The following is a 16,820-nucleotide window of genomic DNA, read 5'->3' as shown; positions in this document are numbered from 1 at the left end:
GAATAATTACAAATAAAAACAAAGTCATCATGAATAATTGCTTAGTCAGCTAGTTTAGATGTTAATACCGCTGCAAGATTATCAATGTGAATATTAAAATTTAATTCTCCACTATCTGCAACTGAAATACCGCCAGTTTCCTCTGATACAACAAGAATGATGGCGTCAACCTGTTCTGATAGACCGAGTGCAGCACGATGGCGTGTCCCTAAATTTTTCCCTTTAAATTTAGTTTGCTGAGAAAGAGGCAAAATGCATCTTGCAGCTACAATCATATTGTTTTCAACAATTATTGCACCATCGTGCAAAGGGGACTTTACGTTAAAAATAGACAAAACGAGTTCTTTTGTCAAAGTAGCTTGTATCCTGATACCAGTATCAATTGTCATTTGGACATTTTGAGAGCGAGGAAATACGATTAACGCTCCGATATGCTTTTCCGAAAGTTCTTTTACTGCATCAGTAATTTCGTCTATAACATCAGAAATTTTTGTCTGCACAAATGATCGGAATATTCTGCTTCTACTTATTATCATCAGTAATTTTCTTATTTCAGGTTGAAATAGAACAATAAAGGCTATTAACCAAATATCAGAAATTGTTTTTAATATCCAGTTGAGCGACTTTAGATTAACGGCCTCTGTTATAAAAGACAAAGCAATAACAATTACTAATCCGAATAGCACATTAACTGCAATAGTGTCTCGCAAACGACTATACAGCCAATAGAAAAAAGTTGTAACGATTGCAATGTCGACCAAATCAATTAAAGTAACAGTCAAAAAACCTATTTTAAATAGGTCAATCATTCTTTTTCTTTCCCGGAGGATTTTTTAGCTTCTGACTTGGTTTCTTTCTCGTATGCTTTAATTATTTCTGCAACTAACTTATGGCGAACAACATCTTTGTTGCTGAAATAGACAAACTCAATTCCTTTTATTCCTTTTAAGATATTACTTGCATGAATAAGTCCTGAGTCCTCCTTATTTTGCAAATCAATCTGAGTTACATCGCCAGTAATAATAACTTTGGAATTTGGTCCGAAACGTGTTAGGAACATCTTCATCTGTGTGCGTGTTGCATTTTGAGCTTCATCGAGAATAATAAAAGCATTGTTAAGAGTTCTACCACGCATATAAGCAAGAGGAGTAATTTCGATAGTCTGTTTTTCTAACAATGCTTTTAGTTTATCACCAGAGAGCAGATAGTGCATTGCATCAGTGAGTGGACGCAAATAGGGGTCAATTTTCTCTCGCATATCGCCGGGCAAAAATCCAAGTGATTCACCAGCTTCAACTGCTGGTCGTGTAATAATGATTTTCGATACTTCGTTAAGTCTTAATGCAGCTAACGCCATAGCTACAGCAAGAAATGTTTTGCCAGTCCCTGCCGGACCAATTGCAAAAACTAAATCATTATTAAGTACTTTTTCGTAATATTCAAGTTGCTTTTGTGATTTAACACGAATTATCTCCTTAACACCGTTGTATATTACAGGATTCTTATTATTCCCATTATGTTTTATTTCTTCATATTCTCTTGTATCTATCAGTTCTAAAATTGTTGATATATCGCTTTGTAGAATGACTCCATTTCTTTTTAGTAAATATGAAAATTCTCTAAACAGTCGTTCGATTACTTTTATTTCATCAGTATATCCTTTAAGAATTAAATTTTCACCTCGAATTAGAACAGCTGTTTTAAACCTATTCTGAATAAGCTGCAAAAAATTGTCATTTAATTCAAATGCAGAAATTAACTCTGCATCTTCAATTCTTAATTTTTTTTCAATTATTTCCATATTTAGCAAAAAATTTATTTAAAATAAAGAACTTACATCATAAAAAGTAAATTAAAATTAAAGTCAAAATTAACTAAAAAACTTGAATAATCAAAAGAATGAAGAATAGGAAAAAATGAAGGCTGCCTGATCGAAAGCAGCCCTTTTATTTGTTGCTAAATTATCTAAATCATATTACTTCTTAACTTGTAATAAACCGTGCTTTTCAACTAATTGAACGTTTCTAAATGGTTTGTCCATATTTGGATGATGTTTTAACATTTTCATATCAATTTTATGACAAATAACGCAATTGTTATTTGTGCCTATTGGATACGGGTTTTTCTGATATTGCCAGGGCTGAATATTATCATGATTAGGATTAACAATATTCTTTGTGGGATAAATGGCATGAGGTGAATTATGGCAAGCGACGCACTGCACACGTCCTCTATCATCTCGCCGATTTTTATATAAATCAGAAGCAGATGCTACCCATTTGTTGAAGCTTTTAAAATTAGCTTTGGGTTGTTCATAACCTTCGTGGCAATTCATACAATCAGGCAATTGGTGCCACGATTTTCTTGCATTAATTTCATCAATTGAGTTTACTTGTTTCAATTTTAGATTAGCAGCAAGACGTTTTGCACTCGTATTATTTTTAAATTCATATTTTAAAAGAGAAGCAGCGTGATCATCAATATTTCCGTGGCAACTTGTGCAATTTAAACCAACAAGAGAATGAATATCTCGGCTACATTGTGTATTACCAGTAGAACTACTTGGATGACAAGTGACACAGGCTTTCGGACCATCGATAACCATATAATTTGCATGCCAACCGTGCATAGAAGCCGAAAAACTGTTATGACCAGGTAAACCATCAGATTTAACAAGTGGATCAGGATGGCAACTTTGACACATAACAGGCTTACCTTCCAACGCAGATTTGAGAAGTTGGGTTTTATTAAGCCTATCATGAGTGGATAAAATATTCGCGGCAGTTTCGTCAGCAAGACCTGACAAGTTATTTACCCGCCAGCCACCATCGTGACATAAGCGACATCCCATTTCAGAAGAAACAGGGGCAACAACTTTTGTCTCTTTTAGTACTTTTCCAGTGGCAACATCTACTGCTTTAACCTTGAATCTTGGATACGGATTATAACTGCCATCATCTTTATATGGTACTACAGGAATTCCTTTTGCTACAAATTTTCTCTCTTTTTCATCCCAAATAAATTTGCCTTTTAAGCCATTCCCGGTTGTCCCAATATTGTCTGAAATTTTCTTACCATAATAGGCTTCAGAATATTTCCAAAATTCAATAAATTTTGATGGATTTTCAAATCCTGGTTCTACTTCGTATTGAATTTCTACACCTTTTGAAACAATTATTGGAAAAGCATCTCTTTTAATAAGTAACGCTTCTAAAATATTACCTGGTGGTAGAAACATAAACATTTTGTAATTATCGGTAATGCATTTCATACCGATATCGTTCCAAGCCAAGAGGACGTATTCATCTTTTTGTGGATCAAAAGCAGGAATATCCAGCTCAACTGGATTAGGTCTTTTGGTGGAAAGTTCAGTAATTATTTCTTTGCCGAGTAAATCTTTTGCAATAAATAAAGCCAATGCTTCAAGTTCATCTCGTGTCCCAATAAATTTAGGCATATAATTGAGAACTTTTCCTTGACCATAGATTTGAGACATTATTCCGACATAAGCTAAGCTCTTGAACTTATTTACAACATCATTCTTTATTCCATTAATTGTATGGCAAGATAGACATTGAATATTAAATATTTCTCTTCCGGCGGCAATTTTATTTTCATCGGTTATTTTTTTAATTGAAGACCATTTGGCGTGTGCTAAAATTCCTTCATTATTTAATTTTTCTTCATCTTGAACATAAATTGAAGTTGAGTACATATATCCGTGGATTATATATGGTTTTCGAGCATATTCGCGAACATATTCAAATCCAGAAAACCATCCAAGACCAATAATAAGAAGAAGAAATACCATAATTTTTTGTAGTGCAGGCTTTGAACGAATAATAAAAAACAAGGCGAGAAAGAATAATAATGCAGTAGATACTAACAATATAGAAACAACGCTCATCATTTGCTGATTAAGAACGAAATTAGTAAAACGTGTATTTTCAGGAATAGAATAAAAATACCATAAGCCAAAAATAATCATAAATGGAAAAGAGTAAAGCAACCATTTTGAACAATACTTTATAAGATAAATCCGGAATTCATTGTATTTCATAAATACAGCCGTAATCAGCCCAAATAGTCCAGCAACAAGAGCCATAACAGATGTTCTGAAAAGTAAAGAAGGAAAATAAGTAGGGTTGAAAAAGCCAGACCAGAAAGATTTATTTTCAAGCCAACTGCCTGGAGTTAGCATATACGTAAGTATACCATTGATGATGAACAAACTTAGCCAGGCAAACAAAAAGTAAAGAAATGCTATTTTAAGCCTATCCTTATCGGTCATTTTATCAAAACGGTAATGGTAAATTAAGAGAGCAGTGATTTCTCCAACGAAAAATACCCATTCAATAGCCCACCCAAATACAAAAGTATGTATTAATGATGAAGTTGCTGCTGGATTTGCAAGTGCTATAATAAACCATATCCCAACTCCTGTAACGCCACCGAATACCATTGTTAACAAGAGAAAGAACCAGGTGTGTTTTTTAACGTATTCTCTCAATTCCAAATTGTTCTCTTTTATGCTTTTTCTGTCGGTGTACCATAAAAAGAAACCCCCACCCACAGCCAGATGCGAAATATAGACGTGCAATATTGAAATAATCGCGACTAATGTACCTGAATTCAGGTAATACAATTCCCATATTGGATAGTTCATTATTCTGTCCTCCCTGAATTATTTGCAAAACCTAATCTAATCATATACCAAACTGAATATAAACCGATTAGAAGAATAACTACAAATAATGCAAATATCATCCATTGGGATTCTATATGTAAAGAGCTTAAAGAAAAATTATCGTTCAAATACATCATTCTTAATAAATAGCGTGTAATTACCATAGCAATCATTGTAAGCAAAAGATGATATAAGGTTGCAAATAATTTCCCCTGAAAAGCAAATGTTAATGCTCCAATTGCAGCAATAATTCCGATTAATAATATTATTGAGCTTAGTAAGTCTCTACCGATTAATTTTAGCATAATGTCTTCGGGAAGAGTAAACAAATATATAAAACCAATTGTCATTTGTATTGCAGTAGCAATGCCGAAAATTTTTAGTCCCTGTTTAATTTTCTCTTGTTTATTGGAGACATCTTTTTTGAAATAAAATAACAATGCTGTAAACAAACCACCAATTGCGATAGAAGCAAAAACAAATTTTAAAAACCTTGGATAAATTGATATATCGGATACCAGCAAAATGGTTCCATCACGATTGTCAAAGTATTTTACCCATTTTTCAGGCTGCTCCATCAAAGAATTGTTATTAACAAGCATAAAAGCAATATAAAAAACCATCAATATCAACACGATAATTGAAAATTTTGCAAATCCAGGATTATTAGACATTTTTTTGTAATGAATATATGCGCCGTAATATGCAATAATTAGAAAAGGAATAACCAATATCCAATACGTTGCCATAAGAACTGAACTTGAATAAAACAAATGCCCGAAAGTAACTTGCAAAAAAAGTAAAGGTGCAACCCCAAGATTAATACCTAATGCAAACATTACCGGAATTTTTGATGCAATAGGTTTGTTTAGTTCAAAAAATTCTTCATTATTATGATTTTTAAACCAACGATAAAAAATAATTAGAGCACTTCCTAAAAGAGCATTAACAATTAAAATATGGAGTAAAAACAATAATTGTTCGAGTAAAATCATTAACCAAGGTGGAGCAGGTATTGCATCTGGTTTTGGAATAAGTTGATTAGGATCCATAATACCTCCTATTTTATAGAGTATTTTCTTAAAATTGCAAGGGCAATAACAAAAATCAGGATTAATAAGATTAACAATCCCATTTCAATAATATAGTGATTAAACATATCGTGAACATAAGCAATTTCAACACTTATTATTAAAATTCTACGTACTGCGGCAATAAGTCCAATTATCAAAAATGGTTGACAGGACAGAATATGCTCAGTTAATGAAATTTTAACTGTTATTAATATTTCAATAATCATTAGAAGCAAAAGAGTCTTGCTGATTATTTCAATGATTATTTTTATTGACTGTTTCTCACCATAAAACGAAATTATTGAGTTGATTTCTTCAATAATCAACAAAATGGAGCTAATAATTAAAAATAAAATAATAACAATCAATATAGATTTTTCAACTGCTGAAATAATTTTGTCTATTGTATCTTTGGGAAGCATTGTAAGCACCTATTTCCCTAAAATTTAATATAATATTTATTAATTTGCAATGTTTATATGATTATTTTTTTTTCATTTATTTGAAGTAATATTTATTTGTTTCAATTTATTTCCTATTTAATTATTATTTTAGAATTAATTTTTGAAATGAATATTTCATAATCATATGCAGTGTAAAATTTGTCAAAATGTAGAAAATAACAAAGAACTTGTAGTTAAAGAAATGATGTTCGGCACACAGGACGAGTTTAAATACTTCCAATGCAGTGCGTGTGGTTGTCTCCAAATTTTTGAATTCCCCAAAAACATTGATAAATATTATCCTAAAAATTATTACAGTTATGGAATTCACACACAAGCTAGCTCTATTAAAAGAATTTTAAAAAATAAAAGAAATAATTATGCAATTACTAGAAAAGGAATTATTGGCAAGATACTCAATATTTTAATACCCAATAATTCTTTACAATTACTAAGAAATCTCCCAATTGATAAATCATCCAAAATATTAGATGTTGGCTGTGGAGACGGTGCTTTACTTTATGATTTAAAAGAAATTGGTTTTGTAAACTTATTAGGAATAGATCCATATATTGAAAAAGATCTTCAACATAAGAACGGATTGAATATTCTTAAAAAAAATATATTCGATTTATATGAAAAGTTTGATTTAATCATGTTTCATCATTCTTTCGAGCATATAAAAGAACAGTTTGAAACTCTAAATAAAGTTAAGGAATTGTTAAACCCTGAAGGAGTTTTGCTGCTCTGTGTACCAACTGTGAGCTCTTATGCTTGGGAAAAATACAAAGAACATTGGGTACAATTAGACGCTCCAAGGCACTATTTCTTGCATTCAATCAATAGTATGAGAATACTATCAGAAAAATGTGGGTACCTTATAAAGGATAATATATTTATTTCAAATGAATTTCAATTTATTGGAAGCGAGCAATATTTAAAAGGAATTCCACTTGTAAGTGAAGGCTCTTATTACAAGAACAAAAAAGATTCAATTTTCAATAGAAAAGAATTACTGCGCTTTTATAAGAAAAAAGCACAGAAACTCAATAAAGCAAAATATGGAGATACCTGCGCCTTTTTCTTAAAACCTGTTTAACAACATCTAAATTCTTCTTCTAAAACCTTCTCCCAAAACTTCGTGGACGTTATGAATTGTTACAAAAGCGTCGGGGTCAATGCTTTTGACCAATTCGATCAACTTAGTCATATCTCTCAAAGAAACCACGGTATAAATAACTTCTCTATCAATATTGTAGTACAATCCCCTTGTTTTAAATGCTGTTGCACCTTTACGCAAGTTGTTAATGATTGCATTTCCAATTTCTTGTGACTTATTTGAAACAATAAAAGCAGCTCTTGCATAATCAAAACCATCAATTATAATGTCAATTAGCTTGCTGGATACAAATAACAGGAAAAAAGCGTACAGTGTAAGAGTAACAGCACTTTTTTCAGGGCTTAAACCTTTCAACCCAATTACAAGCCCAGCAAACGTAATCACAAAGAAATCTATAATCATTATTGCTTGACCCGGCTTAATTCCAAAATGCTTTTGCATAATAGATGCTACAATATCAGAGCCAGCGGTGGTCCCCTTAAACTTAAAGATAATACCTAAACCAACTCCCAGTAAAACAGCACCGAGTAAAATCAGAAAGAGAAAATCTTGCTTCAAAAGTTCTTGCACAGCTTGATGATCCTGAAATCTAATAAAACGAAGTCCAGGCACATCACCTCTAAATAGGTCTATAAAAAAAGAATTTAGAGTAAAAGAATAGAAAGTTCTAAACGCAAATGTTTTTCCTAATTCCTTAATGCCCCAAAAAAACAAGGGTACGTTAAGAACCCACATTAATAAACCAACAGGTATTTTACTCCCAGAAAGGTAATGTATTGCCATAGATAAGCCACTTACACCACCCGGAACTACTTTAGCATCTACTAAAAAGATCCCTATTCCCGCAGCCATAATCGCTGCTCCAAGCGACAAAAAGAAATACTCTAATATTAGTTCTTTATGAAATTTTATCTTCTCCATATTCAATATATTTTTTTATTCCACAAAAATTAGCATTTATATATTTTTATAAATTAAAATAAAAAACAAAAATACAAAAATAAATGCAATTTACCTATGAAAAACACAAATCGACACTATTTTATTGATATAATTATGTTTATTGGACAATATCTAAATAATAACGGCGAAAGGCAAATAGTTAAGTAGATATATCGAAAACTTACTTTAAAATTCTTCTTCGTCTATATCAATATCATCTTCATTGTCTTCATCTATGTTGCTTCCTTGTTTATTTTCTTCGTCATCTTCAATAAATTCAATTTTCTTTAAATCTTCTATTAACACATCAGGATTAACTATTAGTATGTTTTCTTTTACTTTATGTAAATTTTCAAATGGAATAGCACCTGTTGGTTCGTCAATAATTTCAGTTAAATCACTTTCTTCATCAGTAATATCAGAATATTCGAAAGAAATCAATGTTTTTTCACCACATTTGCAAAGTATTTCGATCGACTCAATTTCACCATTTATATCCCTATTAATCAGGATAGAGGTATTAGATTTTGGATTTAACCCTTTTGGTAAATTATCTACAATTTCAAGTTTTTTACCGGTAGGCTTGATTTCTTCTTTTTTTAGCAAATTTCTTTCTGAAAACTTATTCAATTTACCTGAAATTTTAGGAACTTTTATATAATCGCGAAAATTTTGCTGTAAATACGCTTGAATTTCTTCTTCTGGACGAATAAATTCAACTATATGTGGGTCCTGGGATATTAATTCTTCGCTTACATTCGACTGAGAATTATAATCAGATATTTCTTCTAGTAAATGTTTTCCGCTATCTATATCTTCTTTCTTAATCAAACCAAAAAATTCATCTTGGTTTTCTTCGATAGTATGTAAATGTAAACTTTCGCCATCACTTACAATATCAGCCACAATTTTTGGACCTATTTGATCACTATCAACAGGCTCATCAGAAAAATCTTCAAATGGTTTAGCCCTGTTGACAATATCTTTCTCGTCAAATTCTTCTGAAAAAGGGTCAATATATTTTTTTTCTTTTGACATAAAATGTTATTCTTATCAAAAAATATGCCCTTTTATTTAGCCGTTAATTTAAACAGCGAAGCAATAGCATCAGGTAAGTCGTTAAGTGAGTGGACTTCATCAGCAATACCAGCATCAATAACAGACCTTGGCATACCTGCAACGACACAGCTTTCGACATCCTGAGAAATAACATAACCACCGATACTATGAAGTCTTTTCAGAGCATCTCTTCCATCGTGTCCCATTCCTGTCATTATCACACCGACCATTGATTTACCATAAACGTCTATTGCCGAATTCATCAATACATTGACAGAGGGTTTATATAATTCATTTCGGGGTTCATCCGAAACACATAAATTAAATTTTTTATTTATAGCCATTTGTCTTCCACCTGGTGCAAAGTATACATATCCAGGTTTAACAACTTCTTCATCTTCTGCTTCTTTTATGTTAAGTTCTGACAAGCCATTAAGCCTATCAGCTAAGGATTTTGTAAAATAAGGTGGCATATGTTGTGCCACTAATATTGGAACTGGGATATTCCCAGGCAAACGTTTGAATAGTTCAAGCAGTGCAACAGGACCACCTGTGGAAATTCCAATTACAATTATTTCAATTTCATTAGGTTCAGGTCTTTTACGATTTGTATTTTGGAAATACTGTGATTTTCTTTGCCTAGCTCTTTCAGCTAATTGTTTGGCAATCTCTAAATGACTCGCAGAAACTTTCCTCTCTGTTTGAGTAGTAGTATTTTGAATAAATTCATTCTTTTTTTGCAAAATTAAACTTTGTCTTTTAAGCTGATTTCGCAATGCTTTATTGTTTGCGACTGACCTTATTTTCCCAACAATTTCATCTTGGAGCAAGTTCATTTCTGTAAAAGCAGGTTTTTTTGTAACAAAATCAACTGCTCCGTTAGACAAAGCTTCAATTGTTGCTTCTGCACCTTCGCTTGTTAACGTGCTGATCATTATAACAGGGACAGGGCATTCTTTCATTATCACTTTGAGTGCCTCAATACCATTCATTATTGGCATTTCTATATCAAGCGTAACAAGGTCAGGTTGATATTGCTTGATTTTCTCAATTGCATCCTTACCATTTACTGCCGTTTCAATGACTTCTATGTCATCGGTGTTGATGATTTTGGTTAGTGCTTTACGCATAAAAACTGAGTCGTCAACAACAATTACCTTAATTTTATCCATTATACAAATAAAATTTATATTAATACTTCTACTAAGATCGATTATTAAAAACGAAAAAGATTTATTATATTTTGTAATAATATTGTTTTTTCACATAAAAATTATACACTTTGGTTGCTATCAATATCAATGACAAATTTAGTATTTTTGTATTTGCTTGATAAATAATGTGATTTTGCATTTTTTAAATATAAACGAAGAAATTTTGCTTGAGGGTCATTAATTTTATTATTTTTAATAATTATTATTCTCCTGAATTGCTTCTGTATTTTGTTAATAGTAGGGACGATTGGACCCAACACATCAATATGATTGTTGTTACTTAAAAATTTCCTAAAAAAAGCAGCAGCAGCTTCAACTTTCTCAACATTTTCATCTTTAAATTCAACCACACAGAATCTATAAAATGGTGGATATTTAGCTTTTTTTCTAGTTGATATTTCACTACTATAAAATGAAAAATAATCGTTATTGAGAACATTTTGAATAACCAAATTATCTGGTTGAGAGGTTTGAATAATAACTTCGCCTTTTGTATTGGATTTTCTACCAGAACGACCTGCAACTTGAATTAGCAATTGTAATGCTCGCTCACTTGCTCTAAAATTATGAACGTACATAAGTAAATCTGCATTCATCACTCCAACAAGCGTGACCCTTTCGAAATCAATTCCTTTTGCAACCATTTGTGTCCCGACCAGAATATCAGTCTTGCTTTTCGCAAATCTTTCCAGAATTCCCCTGTGAGAACCTTTGAGACGAGTTGTATCCAAATCAATTCTTTCAATAGTATAAGGTTGGTTTTCCATTTCTAACAATGCAGCAAGTTCATCTTCAATTCTTTGCGTACCTGCTCCAATCTCTCTCATATTATTACAACCACATTCAGGACAAGTGTATATATTTTTTTTTATATAATTACAATAATGGCATCTTAAATCTTGTGTTGTTTTATGAAATACAAGCGAAACACTGCATTGGTCACACATAGGAACGTACCCACAATCAGGACATTGTAAGTAACTTGCAAAACCTCTTCTATTTTGAAATAAAATAACTCCTTCTTTTTTTTGTATTTTTTCTTTAATTTTTTCAAGTAGATCATTTGAAAATTCACCTCTCATAAGACCTTTTTTTCGATTATTCACTGTATCAATAATTTTAATCGCCGGAAGATTTGCTCCATCTGCTCTTGATTTAATTTCTAATAATTGATATTTACCAATTGAAGCATTATAATAGCTCTCGATAGATGGAGTTGCTGAACCTAACACAACAGTTGCATTTTCGAATTTACCTCTCATTATTGCAACATCTCGTCCATTATATCGTGGGTTGGGCGAATCTTGTTTATATGTAGTTTCGTGCTCTTCATCAACAATTATTAATCCAAGATTTCTCAACGGTATAAATACAGCAGATCTCGCACCCACTACGATTTTCACATTACCTTTCATTGAATTATTGAATACATAAAAACGTTCTTGTTCAGACATCTTACTATGAAAAATGGCAATCTGATTTGGAAAGGCTTTGGAAAAACGATCAATTAATTGAGGTGTTAATGCAATTTCAGGCACTAACATTAAAGCAGACTTACCACTTTCTATCGCTTTTTTTATTGTATGTAAGTATACTAATGTTTTCCCACTTCCTGTAACTCCATAGAGTAAAAAAGTTTTAAAAGCGTTCAAATTTATTGATTCTTCAATGATATTTTTTGTCATACTTTGTTCATCAGTTAAAGGAAGAGTCAGCTCATTGATTTTAGCTAATGAAAATTGATTTGTTTCTAAGAAAATTTGGTCTTTTTCTTTTAATGTTACCTCAATCACTTCTTCTTTAATAAAAAAGTCGATTATCCTTTTGTCATAATGATTAACTATCTCTGAATAATACAAATTTTTCTCGTTTTCTTCGAATTTCGCGATTAACATTATAAGGAATGCTAATTTTTTGGGCGCCTTCTTTTCTAAACTACTAATTAATTGCATTACTTTATTATCATCTGTAAAAAAAACTTCATTTAATTTGATGATTTTTTCAAATTTTGGAGAGATATTCTTTCGTAAATCATCTTGAATTTCAACTATATTTTTTTTTGCTAAAGCCTCAATAATAGTAGAGATACGGTCAACTTTTAGTTTTTTCATCAGAAAGCTTTGTGTGATTTCTGAGTTTATTTTTCTACTTTTTAAAAAATTATACACAACTTTTTGATTTGGTGCATTTTTTAAAATATTTTCTATTTCATCTTCATGGATAAATTGTTTCAATTTAATTTTCTTATTGGATTTCACATTTAGTGATAATGGAATCATTGCTTTAATAGTTTCTCCCAAAGGAGAAAAATAATACTCCGAAATCCATTTTGCCAAAGAAAGTAATTTATCAGAAATTATTGGAGTTTCATCAAGAAGCTCATAAGCTAACTTAATATCATATTTTACATCACTATTGTTGCTAATATTAACAATTACACCAGTTAGTTTTTTATTTTTAAAAGGTACAATTACTCTGCAACCTATTAAAGAATTACTTTTAGGAGATTGTAGTTTGTAAGTAAAAATATTATCGATTGCAATAGGTAAAGCTACTTCAATAAAGCAAAATTCAGCGTTCATATTAAAATTAAATAATTATTTATACGTAAATTTAACATTAAAAATAACATTTTTTTGCTATTAATTGTTAATTTGCAAAGTAATGGAGTAATAACTGATGAAAAGGACAAATTTCTTAATTCTTTTACTTTTCTTATCAACTGTCACTGTATCGTGTGATGATAAAAAGTCGAACATTAGTCATCTGTATAGAGAATCTAATATCTCGGCCGCGGAAGCTCAAAGAGCACAAATGGAAGTTGCAAATTCTCGCCAAAATGCCATTACAAGAGCTGTAGAGAAGTGTCGCCCTGCAATTGTTGGCATTAATGTTACAGAAGTAAGACAGGTAGTTTATCAAGATCCATTCTTTGATTTTCCATTTTCTGATGACCCATTTTTTCAAAGATTTAGAGAATTTTTCGGTGGTGGACCACGCAAAAGAGAATATAAAGTCCAAGGATTAGGCTCTGGATTTATAATTTCGCCAGATGGTTATATATTAACCAATCATCACGTTGCAGGCAATGCAACCAAAATTGTTGTTACAATGACAAACGGAGAGAAATACGACGCGGAAATCATTGGGGCTGATATGGTTAGCGATGTAGCATTACTTAAAATTGATGGTAAAAATCTCCCATATTTGGAATTAGGGAATTCGGATAATGTAATTGTTGGCGAGTGGGCAATAGCATTTGGTAATCCTTTTGGATTATTTGATAAAAATGCGAAGCCAACCGTTACCGTAGGAGTTATTTCTAATACAAATGTAAGTTTTATTCAGGAGGATAGACCTCAAAACCGAGTATACAGAAATATGTTACAAACCGACGCTGCAATAAGCTCGGGCAATTCTGGTGGACCACTCGTCAATGCTTTAGGCGAGGTCATTGGTATAAATACTGTAATTTTCTCAACGGCTCAATCGCGTTCTGGTGCAGGAAGTATTGGGATTGGTTTTGCTATTCCGATTAATAGAGTTAAAAAAATTATTGACGAAATAAAGAAAAACAAATCGATTGATAGAGATTTTTATATTGGGATGGACGTTAGAGATATTGATGAGCAAATTGCTCAATATTTAAAATCAAATGTAAAAGAAGGTGCAGTCGTATTTTCTGTTGAAAGACGCTCACCTGCGGACAAAAATGGCATTGAACCAGGAGATGTAATTCTCAAAGTTAATGATACAAATATTCACAAAGCAGAAGATTATTACATAGAAATTGGTGATTCAAAGGTCGGTGATAAAATAATATTAGAATTGTTAAGAGGTGATGAAAAAATAAAAAAAACATTCAAGTTGGAGAAAAAATAAGGTAGCCAAGTGTCGGAAGTAGAAAAATCGGTTCTCAGAGCTGAAAAATTAGTTAAAAAATATAAACAAAGAACCGTTGTTAAAGGTGTTGATTTAGAGATTGCTCAAGGCGAGGTAGTTGGTCTTCTAGGTCCAAATGGTGCTGGAAAAACGACATCGTTTTATATGATTGTTGGTATGATAAAGCCGAATGAGGGTAGAGTTTTTCTCAATGAACAAGACATAACTAACAGGGCAATGTATCAACGTTCTCGATTAGGGCTATCTTATTTACCCCAAGAAGCTTCTATTTTCAGAAAAATGTCTGTCGAGAACAACATAATGTCTATTTTGCAACTTCAAAAAATGACTAATAAACAGCGACAAAATCGTTTAGAGCAATTACTTGAAAGTTTTGGTATTGCCCGCATTAGAAAAAGCAAGGGTTATATGCTTTCAGGCGGCGAAAGAAGGAGATGCGAAATTGCTCGTGCTTTAGCCTCAAACCCAAAATTTATTTTATTGGATGAACCGTTTGCGGGAATTGATCCAATTGCAGTCGAAGATATTATGAAAATTGTTAGAAAACTAAAAGATGAGAATATTGGTGTTCTAATCACGGACCATAACGTTCACGAAACTTTATCTATTACAGATAGAGCATACATACTAATTGATGGTAATATTTACATTTCGGGGACAGCAGAGGATATTGCTCAAAATGAGGAAGTCCGACGTTTATATTTAGGTGAAACATTTAAATTAGAGAGATATGAATAGATTTTTTGCAATAATACTCCTCTTACTTTGGGTTCAACCGGCATTTCTTTTGTCTAATGATGACTTTGTGATTAATAAAAGCAACACATATAGATGGCTACTGGAAAGAAAAAAATTCGACAGCAAAATGCTCTCAAAATTATCAGATTTTAGACCAAAAACACAAGCCTCATATATTTCACCTAAGAATGTTTTTAAAATTCATTATGACACTCTTGGAAATAATGCAGTTGAATTAATTGACCGAGACAAAAACGGGATTCCCGATTATATTGACTCTGTTGCTTTTTATGCCGACTATGTTTATAAGCAAATGATTAATATTATGGGACTGAAATCTCCATATCCTGAACAATACGGTGGCGGAAGCGAACATTATGACATCTACGTTCTTGATATTGGTAATGGATATAGGGGAGAAGCCTATTATGGAGAAACAAGAGCGGAATATGAAATCTTCCCTCGGAAAATTTTCCCAAAATATTCATCCTATATTATTATTGATAATAATTATTCACCTAATGATATGACAATAAGCGATGACGGAAGCAATAAAAAATATCCAACATACTCGACTCATGGAGTACTTGGGATGAAAATCACGATTGCTCATGAATTCCATCATGCTATTCAATTTATGTATGGCGATCCAAATTCTAATATGTTTTCCTTGCACGAATCAGTTTCGGTGTATATGGAAAACAAACTATTCCCAGAATCAAGAGATTATCTTCAATATGTTCGTTCATTATTTAAAAATTTTCCTAAATATCCTTTTGGTAATGGCGAAGCTACAATTGGATATAGTTATGGTATATACTTTCATTTTATTGATAAGTTTTTCGGGAATAAACCTGTCAAAAGAATGTGGGAATTGGTTGAAAACGGCTTATTTCAGTTTCAAGCTCTTGATTCTGCATTAAAAGAAGAAAATACTTCTATTATTGATTCCTGGCTTGAATTTATATCCTGGATATATCATACTGGTAGCAGAACAATTGATGGTTATTCTTTTTACCAAGCAAGATTTTTCCCTGATATTAATTTTGTTTATACTGGTGAAATTTCACACACTGATGTTTTTCAGCTAAAATCACAAGTTCTTCCTTTGGAAATCAGACCAATTAGAATAATAGTAAGCACTAACATAGTTTTTGATACGCCTGATACACTTGACTTTTTCGTAACAAACACTGATATGGATAAAGTATTCAACCAATTTATGATAAATTCCGAAATTGATTTGATTTATCCTTCTTTTGAAGGTAACTCTAGACAGATTTGTGAAAAACAATACAAAACAAGTTCTTTGTCAAGTTATATGGATACTGCTTTTTGCAGAAAAGGCTATCAAACAATACCTGTTTCTGACGCTTATCCAATGCCATTCAACTTTAATTTACATTCTACCATATATATTCCTACTCCGACTGACATCCCGTTCGGAGGAAAAGTTTTTCTACAAGTATTTAATTCAGAAATGGAACAAATATATGCAAAAGAGACAACAGTTATGGTTCATAATTCTCATCGCGTTGTTGCATTAAACTTAGAGAAAAACTTATTTTCAAGTGGAATATATTTTTATAAAGTCAAGAATGATAATTCGTTGAAAATTGGCAAGTTTGTTGTTAAATAATT

General features: G+C 31.7%; 13 protein-coding genes. 4 read left to right on the top strand and 9 right to left on the bottom strand.

Annotated features, from left to right (window positions below; all coding sequences use genetic code 11):
- Window positions 1–41 precede the first annotated feature (41 nt).
- From cdaA to AC6QZF_RS08805, 5 genes are all read right to left on the bottom strand, one after another.
- The gene (gene cdaA / locus AC6QZF_RS08825; protein WP_499799522.1) at window positions 42–809 is read right to left on the bottom strand and encodes a diadenylate cyclase CdaA; all 768 of its coding nucleotides are present in this window, start codon (window positions 807–809) and stop codon (window positions 42–44) included.
- Window positions 806–1,801 (bottom strand): PhoH family protein, encoded by a 996-nt coding sequence (locus AC6QZF_RS08820; protein ID WP_499799521.1) that lies wholly within the window; start codon window positions 1,799–1,801, stop codon window positions 806–808. The genes cdaA and AC6QZF_RS08820 overlap by 4 nt, the downstream gene beginning before the upstream one ends.
- Window positions 1,802–1,975: 174 nt before the next feature.
- Window positions 1,976–4,666 carry a cytochrome C gene (locus AC6QZF_RS08815; protein WP_499799520.1) on the bottom strand — a complete coding sequence of 897 codons (2,691 nt, stop codon included), beginning with the start codon at window positions 4,664–4,666 and terminating at the stop codon, window positions 1,976–1,978.
- Window positions 4,666–5,739 carry a hypothetical protein gene (locus AC6QZF_RS08810; protein WP_499799518.1) on the bottom strand — a complete coding sequence of 358 codons (1,074 nt, stop codon included), beginning with the start codon at window positions 5,737–5,739 and terminating at the stop codon, window positions 4,666–4,668. Before AC6QZF_RS08810 ends, AC6QZF_RS08815 begins: the two co-directional genes overlap by 1 nt.
- An 8-nt stretch (window positions 5,740–5,747) precedes the next feature.
- On the bottom strand, window positions 5,748–6,182 hold the full coding sequence (locus AC6QZF_RS08805) for a phosphate-starvation-inducible PsiE family protein (protein WP_499799516.1): 435 nt from the start codon (window positions 6,180–6,182) through the stop codon (window positions 5,748–5,750).
- 166 nt (window positions 6,183–6,348) lie between these two features.
- On the opposite strand from AC6QZF_RS08805, the gene AC6QZF_RS08800 reads away from it, so the two are divergent.
- Window positions 6,349–7,302 (top strand): class I SAM-dependent methyltransferase, encoded by a 954-nt coding sequence (locus tag AC6QZF_RS08800; RefSeq protein ID WP_499799514.1) that lies wholly within the window; start codon window positions 6,349–6,351, stop codon window positions 7,300–7,302.
- A gap of 6 nt (window positions 7,303–7,308) precedes the next feature.
- On the opposite strand, the gene AC6QZF_RS08795 is transcribed toward AC6QZF_RS08800, so the two are convergent.
- The 4 genes from AC6QZF_RS08795 to priA form a co-directional block, all read right to left on the bottom strand.
- Window positions 7,309–8,244: a YitT family protein gene (locus tag AC6QZF_RS08795; RefSeq protein WP_499799513.1), complete on the bottom strand. Its 936-nt coding sequence runs from the start codon at window positions 8,242–8,244 to the stop codon at window positions 7,309–7,311.
- Between the two features lie 207 nt (window positions 8,245–8,451).
- Window positions 8,452–9,303 (bottom strand): hypothetical protein, encoded by an 852-nt coding sequence (locus tag AC6QZF_RS08790; RefSeq protein ID WP_499799512.1) that lies wholly within the window; start codon window positions 9,301–9,303, stop codon window positions 8,452–8,454.
- A 32-nt stretch (window positions 9,304–9,335) separates the two neighbouring features.
- Entirely contained in the window at window positions 9,336–10,496 is a 1,161-nt protein-coding gene (locus AC6QZF_RS08785; protein WP_499799511.1) for a protein-glutamate methylesterase/protein-glutamine glutaminase, read from the bottom strand.
- 101 nt (window positions 10,497–10,597) lie between these two features.
- A complete protein-coding gene (gene priA / locus AC6QZF_RS08780) occupies window positions 10,598–13,120 on the bottom strand; it encodes a replication restart helicase PriA (protein ID WP_499799510.1) in 2,523 nt (840 codons plus the stop codon).
- 97 nt (window positions 13,121–13,217) lie between these two features.
- Between priA and AC6QZF_RS08775 the strand changes: the two genes are divergently transcribed.
- The 3 genes from AC6QZF_RS08775 to AC6QZF_RS08765 are packed head-to-tail and all read left to right on the top strand — an operon-like array spanning window position 13,218 to window position 16,818.
- The gene (locus AC6QZF_RS08775; RefSeq protein WP_499799509.1) at window positions 13,218–14,420 is read left to right on the top strand and encodes a S1C family serine protease; all 1,203 of its coding nucleotides are present in this window, start codon (window positions 13,218–13,220) and stop codon (window positions 14,418–14,420) included.
- 9 nt (window positions 14,421–14,429) lie between these two features.
- Window positions 14,430–15,179 carry an LPS export ABC transporter ATP-binding protein gene (gene lptB / locus AC6QZF_RS08770; protein WP_499799508.1) on the top strand — a complete coding sequence of 250 codons (750 nt, stop codon included), beginning with the start codon at window positions 14,430–14,432 and terminating at the stop codon, window positions 15,177–15,179.
- A complete protein-coding gene (locus tag AC6QZF_RS08765) occupies window positions 15,172–16,818 on the top strand; it encodes an MXAN_6640 family putative metalloprotease (protein ID WP_499799506.1) in 1,647 nt (548 codons plus the stop codon). Before lptB ends, AC6QZF_RS08765 begins: the two co-directional genes overlap by 8 nt.
- Window positions 16,819–16,820 lie beyond the last annotated feature (2 nt).

Source organism: Eximiradius sp. (assembly GCA_937127445.1).
Taxonomy (GTDB): Bacteria; Bacteroidota; Ignavibacteria; order Kapaibacteriales; family UBA2268; genus JAKIZO01.
The sequence above is the reverse complement of the archived record's forward strand: the minus strand, read 5'-3'. Positions and strand labels throughout refer to the sequence as shown.